Origin of the sequence: Nostoc sp. JL23, assembly GCF_017115065.1 — a bacterium.
GTDB classification, from domain to species: domain Bacteria; phylum Cyanobacteriota; class Cyanobacteriia; order Cyanobacteriales; family Nostocaceae; genus Nostoc; species Nostoc punctiforme_A.
The window spans coordinates 1-22,974 of sequence record NZ_JABXKN010000105.1; the positions used below are offsets into that span (position 1 = coordinate 1).

12 protein-coding genes and 1 other RNA gene are annotated in these 22,974 nt (G+C 42.4%); 7 read left to right on the forward strand and 6 right to left on the reverse strand.

Features of this window, described 5'->3' with window-relative positions:
• The first annotated feature begins 435 nt into the window (after window positions 1-435).
• Complete coding sequence (locus tag HWQ42_RS21270) at window positions 436-1,881, forward strand: NB-ARC domain-containing protein (protein ID WP_292815888.1); 1,446 nt, start codon at window positions 436-438, stop codon at window positions 1,879-1,881.
• Here the strand turns inward: HWQ42_RS21270 and HWQ42_RS21275 are convergent.
• Complete coding sequence (locus tag HWQ42_RS21275) at window positions 1,807-2,358, reverse strand: 2'-5' RNA ligase family protein (protein ID WP_292815889.1); 552 nt, start codon at window positions 2,356-2,358, stop codon at window positions 1,807-1,809. The genes HWQ42_RS21270 and HWQ42_RS21275 overlap by 75 nt on opposite strands.
• A 114-nt stretch (window positions 2,359-2,472) precedes the next feature.
• Between HWQ42_RS21275 and HWQ42_RS21280 the strand changes: the two genes are divergently transcribed.
• From HWQ42_RS21280 to queF, 5 genes are all read left to right on the forward strand, one after another.
• Entirely contained in the window at window positions 2,473-2,739 is a 267-nt protein-coding gene (locus tag HWQ42_RS21280) for a YciI family protein (RefSeq protein WP_292815891.1), read from the forward strand.
• Window positions 2,740-2,776: 37 nt separating this feature from the next.
• Window positions 2,777-2,873, forward strand: an RNA gene (gene ffs / locus HWQ42_RS21285) — signal recognition particle sRNA small type.
• A gap of 25 nt (window positions 2,874-2,898) precedes the next feature.
• Window positions 2,899-3,285 carry a phasin family protein gene (locus HWQ42_RS21290; protein ID WP_292737752.1) on the forward strand — a complete coding sequence of 129 codons (387 nt, stop codon included), beginning with the start codon at window positions 2,899-2,901 and terminating at the stop codon, window positions 3,283-3,285.
• A gap of 156 nt (window positions 3,286-3,441) precedes the next feature.
• A complete protein-coding gene (locus HWQ42_RS21295; RefSeq protein ID WP_292815892.1) occupies window positions 3,442-3,843 on the forward strand; it encodes a hypothetical protein in 402 nt (133 codons plus the stop codon).
• A gap of 135 nt (window positions 3,844-3,978) precedes the next feature.
• On the forward strand, window positions 3,979-4,392 hold the full coding sequence (gene queF, locus HWQ42_RS21300) for a preQ(1) synthase (protein WP_069072741.1): 414 nt from the start codon (window positions 3,979-3,981) through the stop codon (window positions 4,390-4,392).
• 37 nt (window positions 4,393-4,429) lie between these two features.
• Here the strand turns inward: queF and pstS are convergent, their stop codons facing one another.
• From pstS to HWQ42_RS21315, 3 genes are all read right to left on the reverse strand, one after another.
• Window positions 4,430-5,509: a phosphate ABC transporter substrate-binding protein PstS gene (gene pstS, locus HWQ42_RS21305; RefSeq protein WP_292815895.1), complete on the reverse strand. Its 1,080-nt coding sequence runs from the start codon at window positions 5,507-5,509 to the stop codon at window positions 4,430-4,432.
• Between the two features lie 227 nt (window positions 5,510-5,736).
• Window positions 5,737-7,134: a cytochrome c biogenesis protein gene (locus HWQ42_RS21310; RefSeq protein ID WP_292815898.1), complete on the reverse strand. Its 1,398-nt coding sequence runs from the start codon at window positions 7,132-7,134 to the stop codon at window positions 5,737-5,739.
• 30 nt (window positions 7,135-7,164) lie between these two features.
• Window positions 7,165-7,905, reverse strand: coding sequence for a cytochrome c biogenesis protein CcdA (locus HWQ42_RS21315; protein WP_099101020.1), 741 nt, complete (start codon window positions 7,903-7,905; stop codon window positions 7,165-7,167).
• A gap of 182 nt (window positions 7,906-8,087) precedes the next feature.
• Here HWQ42_RS21315 and HWQ42_RS21320 point away from each other — a divergent pair, with 182 nt between their 5' ends.
• The gene (locus HWQ42_RS21320; RefSeq protein ID WP_292815903.1) at window positions 8,088-15,200 is read left to right on the forward strand and encodes an AAA family ATPase; all 7,113 of its coding nucleotides are present in this window, start codon (window positions 8,088-8,090) and stop codon (window positions 15,198-15,200) included.
• Here the strand turns inward: HWQ42_RS21320 and HWQ42_RS21325 are convergent.
• Together HWQ42_RS21325 and HWQ42_RS21330 are read right to left on the reverse strand one after the other, a co-directional pair.
• Window positions 15,189-21,806, reverse strand: a complete 6,618-nt coding sequence (locus HWQ42_RS21325; protein WP_292815906.1) for a HAMP domain-containing protein — start codon at window positions 21,804-21,806, stop codon at window positions 15,189-15,191. The two genes, HWQ42_RS21320 and HWQ42_RS21325, sit on opposite strands and share 12 nt — an antisense overlap.
• Before the next feature lie 363 nt (window positions 21,807-22,169).
• Window positions 22,170-22,757 (reverse strand): DUF1003 domain-containing protein, encoded by a 588-nt coding sequence (locus HWQ42_RS21330; RefSeq protein ID WP_292815908.1) that lies wholly within the window; start codon window positions 22,755-22,757, stop codon window positions 22,170-22,172.
• Window positions 22,758-22,974 lie beyond the last annotated feature (217 nt).

The following is a 22,974-nucleotide window of genomic DNA, read 5'->3' on the forward strand; positions in this document are numbered from 1 at the left end:
ACGACCTATATTCATCAATTCACTATTTTGTTATTCTGTCAATGCGTAAGTCCTAGGAACTTAAGAAATAAATTTAAAAATTTTTGATCGGCAATTTTCCAAAGCTTTGACCAGTAAGGATTTTATCCCCTGACAACTTCAGCAAAACTTCTGGTTCATCTCTAGCAGTTCTGCAAAAAATGCATCGTCAGTCACAATAGATATCTGGTGAAATTAAATCTGCGTTATCCAGAACCCTTGTAAAAACGTAACACTGTTACGTCTCTACATTCATATTTCTAATGTTCATAATATTTAACAAATCTGATTTCAGGAAAAGCACATCTCATCTTTGTAGCACCCTCTTAAGTGAAGTAAATATTTTGGCGGCATATTACAGGCGCTAACTACTGACTATTACTTTATGAGTATATGTATAAAACTTAAGGGACAGTAATGAATCCACTACAACGCAGGCGCAAACGGGGTGTTATTCTTACACCTCAAGGATTTGAGAAACTTCAAACAGCAAAATGTCGGGCACAAAGTTGGGAAAACTTAGATAAACGTTATACTTTGGAAGATTTAAGCGATCGCACTGGCTTAGATCCAGATACAGTGATGAAGGTATTTCATTGCCAAATAGGAGTTGACAAACAAACTCTAAACACCTGTTTCAGAGCTTTTAATTTATTACTTGAACCAAGTGATTATCAGCTAACTCGGACTGATGAAGTAATCAGTAATCAGCATTCAATCCAAAAATTAACTGATTGGGGTGAAGCACCCGATATCTCTGTATTCTTAGGACGCACAGCAGAATTAACAACACTAAAACACTGGATTCTCGAAGAACACTGCCGACTAGTGACTTTGTTAGGTATGGATGGGATGGGCAAAACCAGCTTATCAGTAAAGCTAGCAGAGCAAATTCAAAATAAGTTTGAGTTTGTAATTTGGCGCAGTCTCCGCAATGCTCCACCAGTTAAAGATATGCTAGCCGATCTAATTAAACTTTTATCAAAAGGGCAGGAAACTCATTTACCAAAAACTTTAGATGACAGAATTTCACAGTTGATTCATTATTTAAAAAAGGCTCGTTGTTTATTGATATTAGATAATCTAGAGACAATTTTACAAAAGGCTTCAGGTAAATATGATACTGGATATTATCATCAAGGTTACGAGGGTTATAGCGAACTTATAAGACGAGTGGCACAAACCCTTCATCAAAGCTCCTTAGTGCTTACAAGTCAGGAAACGCCAGGAGAAATTAGGCAACTGATAGGAGAAAACTTACCTGTTAGGGCATTACAACTAAAAGGCTTACAAATTACAGAAGTAGAAGAAATCTTTAAAACTAAGGGTGCTTTTTGGGGTTCAACTGGTGATTTGCATCAACTCATTGAGAGCTATGCAGGTAATCCATTGGCATTAAATATAGCCTTTAACAAAATTGATAAGTTATTTGACGGTAATATTTCGGAGTTTTTAAACCAAAAAACATTAGTTTTTGGCGAGATTAGCCAGCTTTTAAAAGAGAATTTTAAACGCGTGTCAGATACAGAAAATATAATTATTGAGTGGTTAGCAAGTAATCCTCAGCCAGCCTCAATTACAGAACTGCGATCGCAAATATCACCTAAGATACCTACACCACAATTACTAGATGCTTTAGAATCTTTGCAAGAGCGCTCTCTAGTAGATAAGAATGCTAATCTTTTCTCGGTTCCACTAATGATTAGAGAATATATAAATCACCAATTAATCCAAAACAAAATTAGTTCCAATATCAAACAGCGCCAGCGTCCATCACAAAAACATCGCTCAATTACTACCAGACAAAAAAGCAAACTCCCGTTTAATATTCCAGCGCATCCCGTCGTGAAGCAGCAAGGTTAATTTATCAGCAGTAAACTCAAAATGCAACTGACGATTTTTAAATTCTGGCCAAGCAGCTTTAAAATTCTGCTTTGTTAAATCTCGAAATGCAACCGTTAAATGGGGTGCAAAAGGGCGGGTTTTAGAAACCTTGTCAACAATTTGCAAGTTGCTTTCTGTATAAGCCATTAAATCAGCTTGCAAAGTTAAAAGCTCTTGACTTCTGACGACATTAATGTATACAACACAAGGTGCAAAGGCATCAAACCCTTTGAGTGTAATTGCTACTGGCTGTTGTCCACTGGAAAACTCCTTCAAGGATGCTTCTAATAGTGGCAAGTTAGCATCTGCCCATTCAAAGGGCGGTTGCAGGGTAATATGAGGCGGAGACTTTAGCGCCCCGCTACTAGCATAGCGATCAGCAAAGTACTGTTTAATCTCGTTGGCGTAGTCTTGAATATCTTGCGGTGGTAGGAGGGCAACAAAAAAACGGCTCATATATCTATATTAATTAGTAAATCACTATAGTTCGTGTATATTGCTACTCAAATGGTACTCAAAAATAGTCATAACTAAAGCAGACTGTCTGTTGTAACTGGAGTTAAGAAGCTAATGCCGTGGTTTGTAAAAATTGAAGAGGGGAAAGTTGATAAACCTACCTTTGACCAATATGTACCTGCTCACAAAGCCTACATTCGGGAATTAATTTCTAAAGGACACAAAGCGCGAACAGGCTATTGGGTGGAGCAAAGAGGTGGAATGTTACTGTTTGAGGCAGCCTCAAAGGAGGAAGCAGAAGCGATTGTGGCTGATGACCCCTTGGTGAAACACGGCTGCGTCAACTATCAGCTTTATGAATGGCGAATTGTTATGGAATAACACACACTTACTGAATTTTAATGTTATGCTTATTGAAGACCTGGATCTATGCGATCGCAACACCCAAATCTTGTCAGAACCGGAAGGTAGCAGCAACACGGGAGGCTTGCGGTAGGCGTAGTCTCCGGGTCGCCTTATTTTTAGGAGCTGTCAGCAACAATGCCTGGTTTTGGAGATATTGTTCAAAAAGCTTTTTACCTCGGTGTTGGGTTAGCTTCTTACGCAGGTGAGAAAGCAGGGGGAAAATTAGCCGAAGTGCGATCGCAAGTCCAAAAGCTGGCAGATGAAATGGTGGCAAAGGGCGAAATGAACACAGAAGAAGCTCGCCGCTTCGTTGAAGATATGATGAAGCAAGCCCAACAAGCCCAACCATCCGGTGAAACCTCACCAGAAACGCCCCCTTCTCAACCTCGTCGCATTGAAATTTTAGAGGAAGATGAAGAGCCAACGGTCAAAGAGGCATCAAATGATGAGAATGTAGATAAATTGCGCGATGAAGTGCTAAAGCTGCAAGACGAGTTAAAACGATTGCAACGCGATCAATAAAAACCATTATTTGAGCGTAATATCACCAATAAGTGGCATTTTGACATGACACTTCGGATTAAAACTTGATAAGATACATTGCTTAGTGTGTATTCTAATGCTTCAAGCCAGATAACACAAAGCGTCCTGTTTATAGCCTGCAAAGGTGTCAAGTTTATGGAACAGTGGCAAAAAGATTTAGTAGAAATCGTCGAAACAGTGGCTGATGAAGTAGAGCGCTTCTTCCTGGGAATGAGTGAAGTGGTGGACGCATTTTTTGAGCTAACGGAAGAAGTCACCGAGCAAGTACATAATAATATTGTTACTGAAGTCGATCAGTATTTACAGGATTTGGCTGAACCAATGTTGGAAGCTTACTGGGAACTGGAAGACATTGTAGCAGATGTAGATCCGGGTTTTCCTTATTCAGTTGAACCCACATCTGAAAAAAATCCTGCCTGTATCGGTTGTAGTCATTACCACGGTCAAGTTTATGGTGGTAATTTGTTAGTTTGTGCTATGCATCCCCACGGTTGTGAAGATGAGAATTGTCCAGACTGGGAGAAGGAAGAGTATTGAGGGGGAGTTAGGAGTTAGGAGTTAGCAGTTAGGAGTTAACAAGCTACAACATTACTAAAAGGACGTAAAGATAAGTAGAATAACTAATGACAAATGACAAATGACAAATGACAAGTGACAAGTGACAAATAAGAAATGACAACCGATAAATTATCTGAAAGTGCATCTCAGGCAAGCCAAGAAATGAAATATGGCGAACGCGACATTGCCGAAGGTAAACTAATTACCTTTCCGAATCCGCGTGTGGGGAGGCGATATGACATTAACATTACTTTGCCGGAATTTACTTGTAAATGTCCGTTTTCCGGTTATCCTGACTTTGCAACAATTTATGTTAGCTATGTGCCTGATGAACGGGTAGTAGAATTGAAGGCGCTCAAACTTTATATTAATAGTTACCGCGATCGCTACATTTCCCACGAAGAATCTGCCAATCAAATTTTAGATGATTTTGTGGCTGCTTGCGATCCGTTGGAAGTCACGGTGAAAGCAGATTTCACGCCTCGCGGTAATGTACATACTGTAGTTGAAGTGCGTCACCAAAAGTAACATCATTCCTGATGAGTGCAGATGGGATTAATCGGCTTCATTCAGCAATTTTCTTCACAGCAGATTGCACTTGAAGCACAACTTTTTTTGATAAAGGAATATATCCAAGTTCCAAACTGGATTTTTGCCCGTCAATCACAGCCCAATTCACAAAGTTTTTCAGTGCTTGAGCTTTGACTCGGTTGGGATATTGCTGATAAGTTAAAAGCCAGCTGTAAGTGACAATGGGATAAGATTGGGCACCTGTAGGATCGGTGATAAAAGCAATCAAGTTATCACCTGGTAATTTTACTGCTTCTAAAGTTTGTGCGACGGATTTTGGTGTTGGTGTAATATAGTTACCAGATTTATTTTCTAAAGCAGCCACAGGAAGCTTATTTTGTTTGGCATAAATGTATTCTACATAGCCAATAGCTCCTGGTATCTGTTGAATCAGAGCGGTAACACCTTCGTTACCCTTTCCACCAACTCCGACTCGCCATGCTATAGATTTACCAGCCCCAACTTTGCTTTTCCATTCTGGACTGATGGCGCTTAGGTGTTGCGTGAACACGCTTGTAGTTCCACTACCATCTGTTCGGTTTACAACTTGAATCGGTAAATCGGGTAAACTTACACCTGGATTAGCTGCGGCTATTCTAGGATGATTCCAATTCGTAATTTTTCCGAGAAAGATATCTACGTAAACTTGGCGTGGTAGCCTGAGAGCAGGTGGTATATTCACTTGAGGCGACTGCTGTGCAACTGGTGTGAGGTTATAAGCCAGCACAATAGAACCGGCAGTTATTGGCAAAGCAATGACTCCCCGTTTTATCTTGGCTGCTTGTTCGCTTGTAATTCCCACATCACTAGCTGCAAAATCTACAGTACCGTCGATGAGCTGTTGCACTCCAGCACTGCTTCCTATAGCTTGATAGTTAATTTCTATATTGGGATTTTGCTGGTTGTAATCTGAAAGCCAACGCTCATACAAAGGTGCGGGAAAACTTGCCCCAGTACCAACAAGGGAAACACGCTTTATGTTTTTTTGCTCGGCAGCGCAAGAAGCAATACTTAACAAGATAGCGATTAAAGGTAGAAGGCAAACCCGTCCCTGAGATTGAAGCTTGGCAGACATAGAAATTTTTTGTTCCAATGTTTAATAAATACCTCTAGTAATTTCCTAATTTGTAGGTGTGTGGGCGTAATTAATTGTAAATAACTTTAAAACGCAGAGGGATGCAGAGGTTAACGCAAAGGTACGCAAAGTAATCCTCTGCGTACCTCTGCGATTTCCTTCTCTGCGAGACGCTGACGCTCCTAACGTCGCTACCGCTTCGCTAATGCGAATGCGCCCTTCTGTGTTTAAACTTCAATCGCTGCCTCTTTCTCTTCACCTTTTGGCTGGGAACTCAGCCGATCTAAAATCTCTAAAACTTCTTGTTCAAAAGCAACTTGGGCGCGATTAGTTTTACCACCAATATACAAGCGATCGCCTTTTTGCAATGCCCATATTTGTGAATGAGAAAAGTAACTCATCACCACACCCAGCATGAGCAAACCAAACCCTGTATAAACAATTGGTATGCCTGGATCAGCTTTAATTTGTAAGCCGGTGCTACCAATGACATCCAAAATTTTCAGCTTCACGCCATTAACTTCGGTGAACATCCCAGCGCGGACTGTATCAACAAGTTTGCCAGTGGCATCATAAATTAATACCATCCCTTGCAAGTCTTTCGCCAACAGGGAGACACCCTCACTCAAATCCGGTTTAGTAGGAACCCAGGTTCCCCAAATGCGTCCGTTACCGTTAGTGTTCAATTGCGCCATCGGTAGCTGAAAAATCGGGCTGTTGTTAAATTGGACGCGAACACCTGCAATTCCCCAATCAGTTTGATAGAAAGTTATGCCATGATAGCGCAGAGGCTCGTTGACAAAAATCTTTTTGTGGTCAATTTCCTTTCCCTGATTATTCAAGACAGACATATCTGAATAAAATTGATCGATGCCGCCAGATGGTGTGTAGTCAATCCAAAAACGATTGACGCGCACAGACCAATCTTTCGGAATTTTTGCTGCTAAAGGACCAGCATCGACAATATTTGTCACTTGAAATGTATCGCCACTAGCAACCATTTCCTGAGCCAGAAACCCAGTCATTGCGCCCCAAATTCCCCCTAGCAAAATACCGACGATGCCAATATGAACGATAATTGGGCCGATGCGTCCGACTATTCCTTTGCGGGCGTAAAGGAGATTTTCTTTTTCTCGATCTGGAAAAATTTTATAGCGGTGTTTTTGTAATATTTCGCTGAGGGAATTTAGGGAACCAGTATCTAGTTCTGCACTTAAAGCTAACTTTTGAAATTGCCGTGGTTCTTCGTAATATTTCCAGCGCTGGGCAGCTTTTAAGGCTGGTAACTGACGGGTAAATGAACAAGCAGTTAAGCTAGTGCCAAATAAGATGAGTAATGCCAGAAACCACCAAGTACGATATACGTGGTCTAATCCAACTACTTGAATTACCTTCCAAGTTAAGAAACCAAATAAAGCTGGATGTTCTGGATAGTTGGCTTGGTAAAATGCGGGTGACTGACCTTGCTCAATTACAGTACCGGTGGAGCTAAAGATTGCAATCAATAGCAGTAGTGCGATCGCTAGTCGTAAGTTAGTCAGTACAGGCAAAAGCTCCTGCCGTAAGAACTGCCCAGGTATCGCCCACCATTTTATTTCTTTTGCAGCTGAATCTTCTAAAGTCATTACGTGTAAAATCTAACAAATGTATTGATATTAAAAACTGCCAAGGGGAATCCGAGAAATTAAGGAAAATACACCGAATCCTACCAATAGTGCCCCACTAACTGGGTTAATCCAACCAGACCAGCGACGCAATTCCAGTAATTTTTTAATTGAAGCTGTAAAAGTACCCGCCAAAATCAACGGTGCTACATAACCGGCTGTGTAAGAAAGTAGCAAAACAGCGCCTAAAATTAAGTCTTGTGTACTAGCAATCCAACTTAACAAGCTCGCTAAAACAGGTGTGCTACAAGGGGATGCCACTAAGCCGAAAGTCAGTCCCAGTAAATAGGAACGCAATCCTGTTGGCAAATCTGGCGAAATCCAATTCGTTTCATTCAAGGATGGAAATTGTATAGGCAGTGCTTCTAATAAGTTCAGTCCCATGAGAATAGCGATAATGCTGACGATAATCGGCAAACCAATTCCCACTTGACCGTAGACTTTTCCGACCAAACCTGCTATTATTCCTAGTCCTGCCAATGTAGTTGCTAAACCTAAAGCAAACCAAGTTGATTGGGCAGCTGCTTGCAAGCGACTTTTAGCTTCATAACCACCGATGTAACCAATGGTAATTGGCAGCATCGAAAGCATACAGGGTGTGAGACTGGTGAGCAAGCCAGCTGCAAAGATGATCCCAACGCTTACCACGCTAAGGTGTGTCAGTTGGTTAGAAACGAGGCTGTTGGCAAATTGTTCTAGTTGGTAAATTTGGGTTTGCAGGTTATCAAACATGGGGAGTCTCTGAGCGGGAAATGCTTACTCTGCTTGAATTGTAGCTTAGTTTTGGTTTTTGAGTCAGGATAACCAAATTATCCAAACCTAATATCATCTAAATTTCATCTGCCCAAAGAAATGTATTTAAAATACAATTAAGCTCGGATGATCCCTGAAGATGCACGGCTGGAGTGTTTGGCATGATGATTGCATTACCCGGATTTCAGATTGTCACTTTGTTAAAAGCAGTCATATATCGTGGAATTAAGGTTAAAGATCGGTGTCCGGTAATTATCAAAGGGCTACATCCAGAACAGTGTACACCCAATAACATTGAACAACTCAAACATGAGTATGCGATCGCACAAAGGTTAAATACCACAGCAGCAGTCAAAGCCTACGCCTTAGAGATACACCAGGGAATCCCTTATTTAATTATGGAGGATTTTCAGGCGCGATCGCTTGACCAGTTGCTAGACCAATTTCAACAGCCTGTACCCTTTCTAAAGATTGCGATTGAAATCACTAGTAAACTTGCACAAATTCACACTCATCACATTGTCCACAAGGATATTAAGCCGCAAAATATTTTAATTAACCTCGAAACTAATCAGGTCAAAATTGCCGATTTTGGAATTGCTGCCTTCATTCCATACCAACAGCAAATAGTTAGCAGTTCCAGTCAAATTGAAGGCAGTTTACCGTATTTATCACCTGAGCAAACCGGGCGGATGAATCGAGGAATTGACCATCGCAGCGATTTGTATTCTCTGGGAATCACCTTTTATGAGATGCTCACAGGTCAGCTACCATTTCAAGGTAAAGACCCCTTAGAGTGGGTGCATTGTCATATTGCCAAATCCCCACTATTCACAAGCAAGCTCAACTCTGATATTCCCCAAACGCTCTGTGAGATTATCATGAAATTGCTGTCGAAGGTTGCAGAACAGAGATATCAGAGCGCTTTAGGTTTGCAATTTGATTTGGAAAAATGCTTAAAGCAATTGGAGATAACCGGAGAAATTCAATCCTTTATTTTGGGTGAGCAAGATATCTCAGAACGCTTTCAAATTCCTCAAAAATTGTATGGGCGAGAACCAGAGATTGCCAAGCTTCTACAAGCATTTGAGCGAGTTATTAATCAAGGTAAACCAGAAATCGTGTTAGTTTCTGGCTATGCTGGCGTTGGTAAATCAACTCTTGTGAAGGAGATTCACAAACCCATTGTTAGACAACGTGGGGTTTTTATCTCTGGTAAGTTTGATCAGTATAAAAGAGATATTCCTTATTCCACAATTGTTCAAGCTTTTCAAACACTCGCGCGACAAATTTTAACTGAAGCGGAAGATAAACTTTCTACCTGGAAACAGGAAATAAAAGCAGCTTTAGGGAACAATGGTAAGCTAATCACAGATGTAATTCCAGAAGTTGAACTAATTGTTGGAGAACAGTCTCCTATACCAGAGTTGGGGCCTGCCAAATCTCAAAATCGCTTCAACTTGGTGTTTCAAAACTTTATCAGCGTCTTTGCTCAAAAAGAGCATCCACTCACTGTTTTCTTAGATGATATGCAGTGGGCAGACACCGCTACTTTGAATTTAATTCAAACTATTATTGCTGGCTCTAATATCCAATATCTCTGCTTCATTTTAGCCTATCGAGATAACGAAGTAGATGTTGTACATCCCTTTAGTTTAATGATAGAGAAGGTTCGCCAGTATGGAGCAAGGACGACTGAAATTCTGCTTACACCTTTGAATCTTGTTTATGTCAATCAGTTAATTGCTGATACCTTACATAGTTCAGCAGAGCAAGTAGAATCCCTTGCTCAATTGATTATCCAAAAAACTGATGGTAATCCTTTCTTTGTCAATGAATTTCTCAAAACACTCCATCAAGAGAATCTGCTGAATTTTGACCCTCTTCAATCCCCCACCCCCCTTGGTAAGGGGGGACAGAGGGGGGTAAAAGGGGGGTGGCGATGGGATATAGCTGAGATTGAAGCCCAAGGTATTACAGATAATATTGTCAATCTAATAATTGAGCGGATGCAAAAACTGCCACTTGCAACTCAACAGGTGCTTAAATTAGCCTCCTGCATCGGTAATCGCTTTGATTTAGAAGTTTTGGCACTTGTTGGCGAACAATCTATTGAAGAAACGGCAAATGCACTTGTTGAAGCAATTTTAAGAGGATTAATTATTTCTATCGAGTCAGATGAAAGTGTTGATAAAAACTATCGTTTTTACCATGACCGAGTTCAACAAGCGGCTTATGCCTTAATTGCCGATGAATCAAAATCGGCTGTTCATCTGAAGATTGGGCAGCTTTTGCTGAAGAATGCAAATGCTGAACAAGTGAATGAGCAAATTTTTGATCTAGTCAATCAACTAAATCTCGCCGTGGATCTGATTATTGAACAAACAGAAAAAGATGAATTAGTACGATTAAATTTAATCGCTGGCAAAAAGGCAAAAGCTTCCACAGCTTACACTCCTGCGAAAATATTTTTTAGCGTTGCCATAAATCTTTTGGCTAAAAATGCCTGGATGGAACAATATGACCAAACATTTACTTTATTTAGGGAACTGGCTGAGTGTGAATTTTTAACAGGGAATTTAGAACAAGCGGAAGAATTATTTGAGCTATTATTGCTGAAAGCAAAATCTCATCTAGAGAAATCAAATATTTATATGCTGCAAATCAGACTCTATCAAGTTGCAGGTAGATATGAAGAAGCACTGATATTAGGATTAAAAGCTTTAAAACTTTTTGGGGTGACATTCTCTGATACAAATGAGGAAGTAGAAGGTGCGATCGCAATTGAGAAAAAACAAGTATTGACCAATCTAGGTAATAGACAAGTCTCTGATTTAATTAATGCTCCAGCAATCCAAGATCCAAATATTAAGACACTGATTAGTCTGTTGACAACTTTGGGGCCACCTACTTATCTCGGTAGACCCGATCTCTTTCCCTTAGTCGTACTTAAAGCAGTTAACTACTCACTCAAGTTTGGGAATACGGAAGACTCCTGTTTTGCCTATAGTATGTATGCCATGTTATTGGTTTCCATCTTCCATGATATTCCTACAGGTTATGCATTTTCTGAGATGACAATTCAATTAAATGAAAAGTTACATGACTTGAAACTTCGAGGAGTTGTTCTACACATTCATGGAAGTCATATCAACGTTTGGTGTAACCATATTGCTACCGATATTCCATTTTTAGAGCGGGGATTTATCGGCTGTGTGGAAGCAGGTGATGTGACGATGGCAAACTACAACGGCTATCAAGGCTCTTGGCAAATTATCCAGTTAGGCTCTCCACTTGCAGAAACATACAAATCTCTAGAAAAATACACTGCATTCGCTCGTCAGTCTAAACATGATGCTGTCTATCAGACAATCAGATTAGAGCAAATGCTACTGATGAATCTGCGGGGATTGACTCACCATAATATGACTCTAAGTAGTGATAGTTTTGATGAATCACAGGCGTTAGCTATTATTACAGATGCAGGTTTTGTCAGTGGAATTATTTTTTATCACATTATCAAATTAATCATATTTTTTACATATCGACAGTATACAGAGGCGCTGAATTGTGCCTTAGAATTAACAAATTTTCCGGTGACGACACTAGCATTACCAATTGAAACAGATTATGTTTTGTATTACTCACTAACTCTAACGGCTCTTTATCCCACAGTATCTTTTCAAGAGCAAGAACAGTTTTTGCAAACCCTAGAATCTCATCAACAGCGATTGCAATACTGGGCTACTCACTGCCCTGAAAACTTTTTACATAAGTCTCAGTTAGTAGCTGCCGAAATAGCTTGCATCGAAGGTAGAGAATTAGAAGCAATGCGTCTGTATGAGCAATCAATTGCTTCAGCCCGCGAGCAAGGATTTGTGCAATATGAAGCTTTGGCTAATGAGCTATGCGCTAAATTTTATGTAGAACGGAAGTTTGAATTAATTGCCAAAACCTACTTGCAAGAAGCTAAAAATGCTTATGTACGCTGGCAGGCATCTGCTAAAGTTAAGCACCTCGAAGAATCCTATCCTCAGCTATTGCCGCAACAACAGCTTGTCTCTAACGGAACGTTTATTACTACTACAGGTGAGCATTTAGACTTTTTGTCAGTAGTTAAAGCCTCTCAAACTATATCTAGTGAAATTGTTTTTTCGCGTTTGTTGAAGACATTAATGCAAATTGTCATCGAGCAAGCAGGAGCAGAAATCGGTTATTTGTTGCTGAAACACGAGCAAAATCTGGCGATTGAAGTAGAAGCTAAGATTAATCCCCAAGCAGAACAACTTAATGTTTATCGACTTGTATTAGAGGGTGAAATTTCCCAGGTTATTCCTCAATCAATACTGAATTATGTCCAGCGAACTCAAGAAACAGTGATTTTGCAGAATGCTACTGAGCAAAATTTGTTTTCTAAAGACGAATATGTAATTCAAAATCAACCTAAATCTGTACTTTGTTTGCCAATCGCTCGTCAGTCAAAATTACTTGGTATTTTATATTTAGAGAATAATCTGATCTCCAGTGCCTTTACACAAGAAAAACTTTATGTACTGGAAATATTGACAGTTCAAATTGCCATCTCTCTAGAAAACGCTCGTCTTTATCAAGGTCTAGAAAACAGCCAAGCACAACTCAGTCTGGCGTTGAAATCTTCTCAAATTGGTGTTTGGAGTTGGGATATTGCCAGCGATCGCTTTGGCTGGGATGAGCAAGTTTATCAACTATTTGGGTTGACACCTGAAACCTTTGCTGGCACTTCCGAAGCAATTTTAGCTCGCCTGCATCCAGATGATCGAGGATTGCTGGCTCAATCATTAAACCGAGCAATTGACGAAGGTGTGGAGCATGATTTAGAATACCGAATTATTCAAGATGACGGCAGTATCCGCTACGCAGCCTGTCGGGGAAAAGCCTTTTTCAACGAAGCAGGTAAAGCCACACACATGAGTGGTGTTGTGCTTGATGTTACAGAGCGCAAACAATCGGAAGCCGAACGTATCCAACTAATTCAAGAGCAAACCGCCCGACAAGAAGCAGAAGCCGATCAGCAACGTGCAGCATTTTTGGCTCAAGTCAGTGCAACACTCGCCTCTTCCCTTGATTACGAAAGCACGCTAGCAAGCGTGGCAAATCTGATTGTACCTTACTTCGCCGATTGGTGTAGCGTTGATCTGTTACAAGACAACCAATCAATTAATCGGGTAGCAGTTGCTCACCGAGATCCAGAGAAAGTTAAACTCGGTTGGGAACTTCATCAGCATTATCCAAGAAAGTTAGACGAACCAGGAGGTGTGCCTAAAGTACTGCGTACAGGAATTCCTGAAATGGTAACTGAAATCTCAGATGCACTATTAGCAAAAGGCATCCCAGATGCAGAACATCTAAGGATTATACGTGAAATCGGTTTAAAGTCCTGTATTATGCTGCCCTTGATGGCACGTGAAAGAATTTTTGGTGCAATTTCCTTTTTTACAGCAGAATCAGAACGTCGTTACAGCACGGCTGACTTCTCATTAGCGGAAGAGATTGCCCATCGAGTTGCGATCGCTATCGATAATGCCCGCCTTTACCAAGAAGCACAGCAAGCACAAAAAACAGCAGAACAAGCCTTAGAGCGCATTGCCCGTCTCCAATCCATCACGGCTGCCCTTTCAGAATCGCTGACACCAGCCCAAGTCTCTGAAGTTATTGTAGAGCAAAGTATGGCTGCCTTAAAAGCCAGTTCAGCCCTCGTTGCCTTACTGAATGAAAACAAAACTGAACTAGAAATTGTGCGTGCGGTTGGCTATAACCAAGATTTGCTAGACGCTTGGCGGTATTTTCCTATTGATTCACCTTCGCCTTTAGCCGAAGCTGTGCGGACTGGACAACCTGCTTGGGCTGAATCAAGACAAAATAGAATAGCTCGTTACCCTCATCTAGCTGAAGCTTATGCCCAATATGACATTGATGCCTGGATTTCTATTCCATTGATGGTAGAGGGTTCGGCAGTTGGAGGTATAACTTTAGGATTTATTCAACTTCAAGAACTTAGTGGAGAAGATCAAGCCTTTATCTTGGCTGTTGCTCAACAATGCGCCCAAGCGATCGCTCGCGCCCATCTCTACGAAGCCGAACGAAAGGCACGAAGCGCTGCTGAATCAGCAAACCGCATTAAAGATGAATTTCTTGCTGTGCTGTCTCATGAATTGAGAACACCACTTAACCCGATTCTGGGTTGGGCAAAACTAATGCGAACCCGCAAGCTCGATCGAGCAACAAGCGATCGCGCCCTAGAAACCATTGAGCGCAATGCCAAGTTACAAACTCAATTAATTGAAGATTTGCTGGATGTTTCCCGCATCCTTCAGGGAAAACTTAACCTCAACTTTGGCCGGATTAATTTAGTCTCAGTCATTGAAGCTGCCATCGAGACAGTACGTTTATCGGCGGAGGCTAAGTCTATCCAGATTCAGACAAGTCTTGAATCTGGTGTTGGGGAAGTTTTAGGTGATGCCAATCGACTACAACAAGTCATTTGGAATATCCTTTCTAATGCCATTAAATTTACTCCCATCGGTGGACAGGTAAAAATTAAATTAGAGCAAGTTAGCTCACAGGTACAAATTTGTGTAACTGACACAGGGAAGGGAATTGCACCTGAATTTTTACCTTATGTCTTTGATTATTTCCGTCAAGCAGATGGTGCGACAACTCGAAAATTTGGCGGTTTAGGTTTAGGATTAGCGATCGTCCGCCATCTCGTGGAACTTCACGGGGGAACTGTGCAAGCAGAAAGTCTGGGTGAAGGACAAGGAGCAACTTTTACTGTCAGACTTCCATACTTACAGGATGAAAACAAAAAAATCAAGGATGCAAAAGCTAACTCCTTAGTTGTGGCGGCTCAGTCTTCGCCCCTGTCTGGCTTAGAGATTCTGGTGGTGGATGATGATGCAGATATGCGAGAATTTTTGCCCTTCATGCTGGAGCAATATGGTGCAAGTGTTACCGTTGTCGCTTCAGGCATTGAAGCTTTAACTGCATTGAGTCAATCCCAGCCAAATCTAATTATCAGCGATATCGGGATGCCCGAAATGGATGGCTATATGCTGATGCGACAGGTGAGAAGTCTGGAACCAGAGCAAGGAGGGACAATTCCCGCGATCGCTTTAACTGCTTATGCTGGTGAGATGGATCATCAGCAAGCGATCGCTGTGGGATTTCAACAGCATATTTCTAAGCCTGTAGATCCAGAGGAATTGGTGAAAGCGATCGCGTCATTAACGATATAGCCAAACACGCAACAGCGACAGCAATTGTTCGGTATCTACGGGTTTAGTAATGTAATCTGATGCGCCGGCTTCAATACACTTCTCGCGATCGCCTTGCATGGCTTTAGCGGTCAGTGCAATAATCGGCAAAGACTTAAATTGCTCGTTTTGGCGGATCGTGCGTGTTGTTTCGTAACCATCCATTTCTGGCATCATTACGTCCATCAAAACGACATCAATATCAGGTGTATTTTCTAACATCGTAATCCCCTCTCTGCCATTTTCAGCATATAAAACCTGGATTTGATAACGCTCCAGCATACTGGTAAGAGCGAAGATATTCCGCATATCGTCGTCTACAATTAGCGCTGTTTTACCAGTGAGTAAGTAGTCTTGTGAATGCAGTTGTTCGAGTATTTGTCGCTTCGGTTCAGGTAAATTTGCCTGGACTCGGTGTAAAAATAATGCTGTTTCATCGAGGAGACGTTCGGGCGATCGCACATCTTTAATAATGATTGTCTCGGCAATTCGTCTGAGTTCTGTTTCTTGAGCTTTGCTAATTTCTCTACCTGTGTAGACAATAATTGGTAGAGTTTTACCGTGAGGTAGAAGCTTTATCTGCTCAATTAGTTCAAACCCGGTCATGTCGGGTAGCCCTAAATCGAGGACGAGGCAATCAAAATGCTGGGTGCGAATAGCTTCTAGAGCAGCTGCACCGTCAGCCACAGCAGTGGTCGAAACATCGCTGTTACCAATCAACTCAACAATACTCAGCCGTTGAGTGTCGTCGTCTTCCACTACCAATAAATTTTTCACCTGGCGCTCAACAAAACCTTTAATTTTGGTCAATGCCTCGGATATTGTCTCGCTGGTTAAAGGTTTTTGCAGATATGCGATCGCACCTAGTTGTAAACCGCGCTGTCTCCCTTCCTCAACAGTCATGATATGTACGGGAATGTGGCGGGTATTTGGGTCATGTTTGAGACGATCCAATACCGTCCAACCATCCATTTCTGGCAGCCGGATATCTAGCAAAATGGCTGAAGGGAGGAATTGCTGCGCTAACATCAAACCTGTACTACCGGTTTGGGCAGCTATCACCTTGAATCCTTGTTGTTGCGCCATATCTAGAAGGATACGCGCAAAATTAAGGTCATCTTCGACAATTAGTAACACGCGATCGCCTCTTTCTATAGTAGTGCGATCGTCAGTTATGAGTGCTGAGTGAGGAGTGAGGAGTGGGGAGTAGGGAGTGGGGAGTGTCGATCTAGACTCAGGACTCAGCACTCGTGACGGGCTAAACGCCCCGCTATCGCTAACAGCACTCAATTGTGGTAAGTAGAATGTAAAGGTGCTACCTTCACCGGGTTGACTGATTAGTTTTATTTCGCCGCCGAAGAGACGGGCGATTTCGCGGCTAATTGATAAGCCCAATCCGGTACCGCCGTATCTCCGGCTGGTAGAGCCATCGGCTTGCTGGAATGCCTCAAAAATCACTTTCTGTTTTTCTGGGGCAATACCAATGCCTGTATCACTGACTGAGAAAGCAATCACAAGCTGGGCACGATTTAAGGTTTCGTTGTCGTTGCTCCACCCTAGCTTGGCCACTGCAATCCGTAAGCGTACCTCCCCTTGCTCTGTAAATTTAAAAGCGTTGGAGAGGAGATTTTTCAACACCTGTTGTATACGTTTGACATCTGTATAAATGCTGTTTGGCAATTCGGGAGTAAATTCAATTGCGAAACCAAGTCCTTTGCTCTGAGCGATTTGGCGGAAGGTGCGATCAATCTGTTCACCCAAGTCTGTCAATGGCATTTGAGTCATGTCAATGGACATGGTTCCAGATTCAATTTTAGCGAGATCCAGAATGTCATTGATTAACGCCAACAAATCAGTACCGGCTGAGTAAATTGTTTGGCTGTATTCGACTTGCTTGGCGGTGAGGTTGCGATCGATATTATCTGTTAACAATTTCGCCAAAATCAACAAGCTATTTAGCGGTGTCCGCAGTTCATGGGACATATTGGCGAGAAATTCTGATTTGTATTTTGAGGAAAGGGCGAGTTGTTCAGCCTTGTCTTCTAAAGAAAGTCTTGCTTGTTCAATTTCCCGATTTTTGCGCTCGACTTCTTTCTTTTGCATCGCCAACAACTCTGCCTTTTCTTCTAATTCGGCGTTGGTTTGTTGCAGTTCCTCTTGCTGTCCTTTGAGTAAATCCTCAGAAGTTTTGAGTGATTGGGCTTGTTGTTCTAAGCGCTTGTTGGTTTCGCGGAGTTCGCTTTGCTGGGTTTGGAGTTCTTCAGCCAAAGATTGCGACTGCTTGAGTAATTCTTCAGTTCGCATCGAAGCTGCGATCGTGTTGAGAACGATCGCTATACTTTCGGTAAGCTGGTCGAAGAATGTCAGATGGATTTCGCTAAAGCGGCGGAAGGATGCTAATTCTATGACTGCTGTCACCTGTCCTTCAAAAAGTACAGGTAACACCACGGCATTAAGTGGCGTAGCTTCTCCTAAACCAGAGGCAATTCTCACATAATCATTTGGTACATCCGTCAGCAGAATTCGCTCTTTTTCTAAGGCGCATTGTCCCACCAAACCTTCACCCAAGTGGAAGCGGTTAGCTAGATGTCTGCGTTCGCGGTAAGCGTAGCTACTAATTAGTTTCAAATACGGTGTATTTTCCCCAGACTCCATCAGGAAGAATACGCCGTGTTGCGCTCCTACCAAGGGTGCTAGTTCTGAGAGAATTAATTTAGATACGGTTTCCAAGTCTCGCTGCCCTTGCAGCATTCGGGTAAACTTAGCTAGGTTAGTTTTCAACCAATCTTGTTCGGTGTTTTTCTGCGTTGTCTCCCGCAGATTGGCAATCATTTGGTTGATGTTGTCTTTGAGTATCGCTACTTCCCCTAGCGCTTCGACGGCAATTGAACGAGTTAAATCACCTTTAGTTACAGCTGTAGCAACTTCTGCGATCGCTCGCAACTGAGTTGTCAGTGTAGCAGCAAGTTCGTTCACGTTATCTGTCAAATCTTTCCAAGTTCCAGCCGCGCCAGGCACTCTCGCTTGTCCGCCTAACTTCCCTTCGATTCCCACTTCCCGCGCTACTGTAGTTACCTGATTGGCAAAAGTTGCGAGGGTATCAATCATCTCGTTGATTGTCTCTGCCAAGGTTTCAATTTCTCCCTTAGCATCTAACATCAGTTTCCGTTTCAAGTCTCCGTTAGCAACTGCGGTTACAACTCTGGCAATACCGCGTACTTGTGCCGTTAAGTTCCCCGCCATCGAGTTAACGTTATCTGTTAAATCTTTCCAAGTACCTGCGACACCTTGGACTTGTGCTTGTCCGCCCAACTTTCCTTCAGTTCCCACTTCCCGCGCCACCCGCGTTACTTCCGATGCAAAGGAACTGAGTTGATCTACCATCGTGTTGGTGGTATTCTTCAAATCCAAAATTTCACCTTTGGCATCGACGGTAATTTTCTTGGAAAGGTCGCCATTTGCTACAGCTTTCGTAACTTCGGCGATGTTGCGAACTTGTCCGGTGAGGTTCCCCGCCATTGAGTTCACGTTATCCGTTAAATCTTTCCAGGTTCCTGCAACTCCTCTGACGTAAGCTTGCACGCCTAATTTACCTTCCGTTCCCACCTCACGGGCAACCCTGGTAACTTCTGATGCAAAAGAATTTAACTGATCCACCATTGTATTAATGGTGTTTTTAAGTTCTTGAATTTCACCTTTCACATCGACGGTGATTTTCTTGGATAAGTCGCCGTTAGCTACGGCAGTGGTTACTTCGGCAATGTTCCGCACTTGCGCCGTCAAACTTCCCGCCATGAAGTTTACGCTGTCGGTTAAATCTTTCCAAGTGCCGGCTACACCTTTAACTTCTGCTTGTACACCCAACTTACCTTCAGTTCCGACTTCACGGGCAACCCGCGTTACTTCACTTGCAAAGGAATTAAGTTGATCCACCATCGTGTTAACGGTGTTTTTCAACTCTAAAATTTCACCTTTGACATCAACGGAGATTTTTTTAGATAAATCGCCATTAGCTACGGCTGTGGTGACGGCGGCAATGTTTCGCACCTGTGCCGTCAAGCTTCCCGCCATGAAGTTCACGCTGTCGGTTAAGTCTTTCCAAGTCCCAGCCACGCCGCGCACATCTGCTTGTACACCTAATTTACCTTCGCTTCCCACTTCCCGGGCAACCCGCGTCACTTCACTTGCAAAGGAGTTGAGTTGATCCACCATTATATTGATGGTATTCTTGAGTTCGAGAATTTCGCCTTTGACAGCAACAGTAATTTTTTTGGATAAGTCACCATTTGCGATCGCAGTTGTCACTTCGGCAATGTTCCGCACCTGTGCCGTCAAGCTTCCCGCCATGAAATTCACACTGTCGGTTAAATCTTTCCAAGTTCCTGCAACGTCTTTCACTTCCGCTTGTACACCCAATTTACCTTCAGTTCCGACCTCACGGGCGACTCGCGTCACTTCACTTGCAAAGGAACTGAGTTGATCTACCATCGTGTTGATGGTGTTTTTCAACTCCAGAATTTCACCTTTGACATCAACAGTGATTTTCTTGGATAAGTCACCAGTTGCAACCGCCGTAGTCACTTCGGCAATATTCCGCACCTGCGCCGTCAAACTTCCCGCCATGAAGTTTACGCTATCGGTTAAATCCTTCCAAGTCCCAGCTACGCCGCGTACTTCTGCTTGTACACCCAACTTCCCTTCGCTTCCCACTTCACGCGCAACCCGCGTTACTTCACTTGCAAAGGAATTGAGTTGATCTACCATTGTGTTGATGGTATTTTTCAACTCCAGAATTTCACCTTTGACATCGACAGTGATTTTCTTGGATAAGTCGCCTGTTGCAACCGCCGTAGTCACTTCGGCAATATTCCGCACCTGCGCCGTTAAACTTCCCGCCATGAAGTTTACGCTGTCAGTTAAATCTTTCCAAGTGCCAGCCACGCCGCGCACATCTGCTTGCACACCCAGTTTACCTTCACTACCCACTTCACGCGCAACCCGCGTTACTTCACTCGCAAAGGAACTGAGTTGATCCACCATTATATTGATGGTATTCTTGAGTTCGAGAATTTCACCTCTAACATCGACGGTAATTTTTTTCGATAGATCGCCATTTGCGATCGCAGTTGCAACTTCGGCAATATTTCGCACCTGTCCGGTGAGATTACCCGCCATTAAGTTAACGTTATCAGTTAAATCTTTCCAAGTCCCCGCAACACCGCGCACTTCTGCTTGTACGCCCAACTTCCCTTCAGTTCCCACCTCACGGGCAACTCTTGTAACTTCACTTGCAAAGGAATTGAGTTGATCTACCATTGTGTTGATGGTATTTTTCAACTCCAAAATTTCGCCTTTCACATCGACCGTGATTTTTTTGGATAAATCGCCATTTGCAACCGCAGTAGTTACTTCGGCAATGTTCCGCACCTGTGCCGTCAAGCTTCCCGCCATGAAATTCACGCTGTCGGTAAGGTCTTTCCATGTACCCGCTACCCCGCGAACTTCTGCTTGACCGCCCAATTTTCCTTCAGCACCCACCTCACGGGCAACTCTTGTTACTTCCGATGCAAAGGAATTAAGTTGATCCACCATGATGTTAACGGTGTTTTTCAACTCTAAAATTTCGCCTTTGACATCAACAGTAATTTTTTTGGAAAGGTCGCCGTTAGCTACCGCCGTTGTCACTTCCGCAATGTTACGGACTTGTGCTGTTAAATTTCCAGCCATCAAGTTAACGTTGTCAGTCAAATCCTTCCAAGTTCCTGCCACTCCTTTAACTTCTGCTTGCACGCCCAATTTACCTTCAGTTCCGACTTCACGGGCAACTCGCGTTACTTCCGATGCAAAAGAATTCAGTTGATCCACCATCGTGTTGACGGTGTTTTTTAGTTCCAAAATTTCGCCTTTAACATTAACGGTGATTTTTTTGGATAAGTCACCATTTGCGATCGCAGTGGCAACTTCGGCAATGTTGCGAACTTGTCCGGTGAGATTACCCGCCATCAAGTTAACGTTATCAGTCAAATCTTTCCAAGTGCCAGCCACACCTTGCACTTCGGCTTGAACGCCTAACTTCCCTTCAGTTCCCACCTCACGGGCAACCCTGGTAACTTCCGATGCAAAAGAACCGAGTCGATCTACCATCGTATTAACGATATTCGCGGTTTGGAGAAACTCACCTTGCAGGGGTCTGCCATCAATTTCTGTAGCGATCGTTTGCGATAAGTCACCATTGGCAACCGACCGAATTACACGAGTAGTTTCAGCCGTTGGTTGAACTAAATCTGTAATCAGAGTATTGACAGAAGAAACACAATCTGACCAAGAACCTCGAACATCTCCGAGAGAGGCGCGATCGGCAATTTTGCCTTCTTTGCCGACAACGTTACCAATCCGTTGTAGTTCGGCCGCCATCCGCTCATTTTGGTCAATAATATCATTGAGCGTGTCAGCTATTTTCCCCGCCACACCAGTATGGTCTATGGGCATCCGAGCAGAAAAGTCACCCTGTTTAACAGCATTCAGCGTTCTTAGTAGCTGATTTAAATCTAGATTGTCGCTGTCTCTAGTTAACTGTTCGGTTGCCATAGCTTAATCTCTAAATAATTTTCTGAGTTTTCGTATTTAAAAAAGATTTTCTCAAAGCAGAAAGTCGATTTTAACTCTCATTTACTGCTTCTAGCTTTTCTGGTACTCGTTATAGCAACAAATCTTTGATAATCTGATTAGCTTGGAGTACGTAGTTATTTAACTATCGAATTTCCCTAGTAGTGACAGATATTCAGATTTGATTTGCACTAGTAAGGCATACTGATTCTAATGATAATAGGGGAAATTAAAATTTCTCAACGGGCAAGGCAGGAGGGCTTGGTCAGGAAAAGGCTCAATCTGCAAGTGGTGGTGCGCCCCAAGCTGTTAAAAGCATAAAATTACTGGGTTAAGCGATCGCTGTTATTCTCTTTGGTGACGATTTCTGAATTTTTTTCTTTTAAGCGCCAACTGTTGGAGCCGTTCAATTTCAACTAGCACATCTTCCGGCTTAGTTTCCATTTCTAAGTCAGCAAGCTCACTATCTTCATCATTTTCAATGCCCATTTTATCTTGAATTGCATCAAGCATTTGCAATACTCGTGTTACTTCATGCTCGGTCACTAGTGAAATTTGTAAATTTAAGTTGGCACGATACTCACTTTCTTCACTGAGGCGATTTTGACTAATTAACACAAATGTTGACAGAAAAATCGCTTCCAGAGATACCACCATTGTCAACAATCCGTAGGGAAATGGATCGAAAGGATATACACCGATTTTTCCAGTGTTCAAAACAATCCAAGCACCAAACCAGACTATATGTACGTAAACAAAAACTATGTGTCCTGAGAAAGAGGTAATAAGATCGGCAATTCGGTCTTGTAAGTTTCGCTTATTTGCAGCCTTGACCCGAAGGCGGATGATAGTGCGAATGTTCCTTTCTATGACTTTAGATAATGCTGGGTTGTCGTCTTCATAGTCTAAATATTCTTTTTCCTCTTCGTTCATGCCGCCTTGCTGCATAATTTTATGATCTTGTGTTAATAGCACTGTGAACTAGGGACAGGGGAAGATTTGAATAGGATTGAAATCCCAACTAAATTTTAAAATAATTTTTCCCAATTCAAGCAGCGATCGCCTTATAAAGACTCCTGTCGATCATTGCTGTACCAACGACTTGGAGATGGAGGCAAAAAACCCTCTTTCCTTTGGCCTCATCCCAACG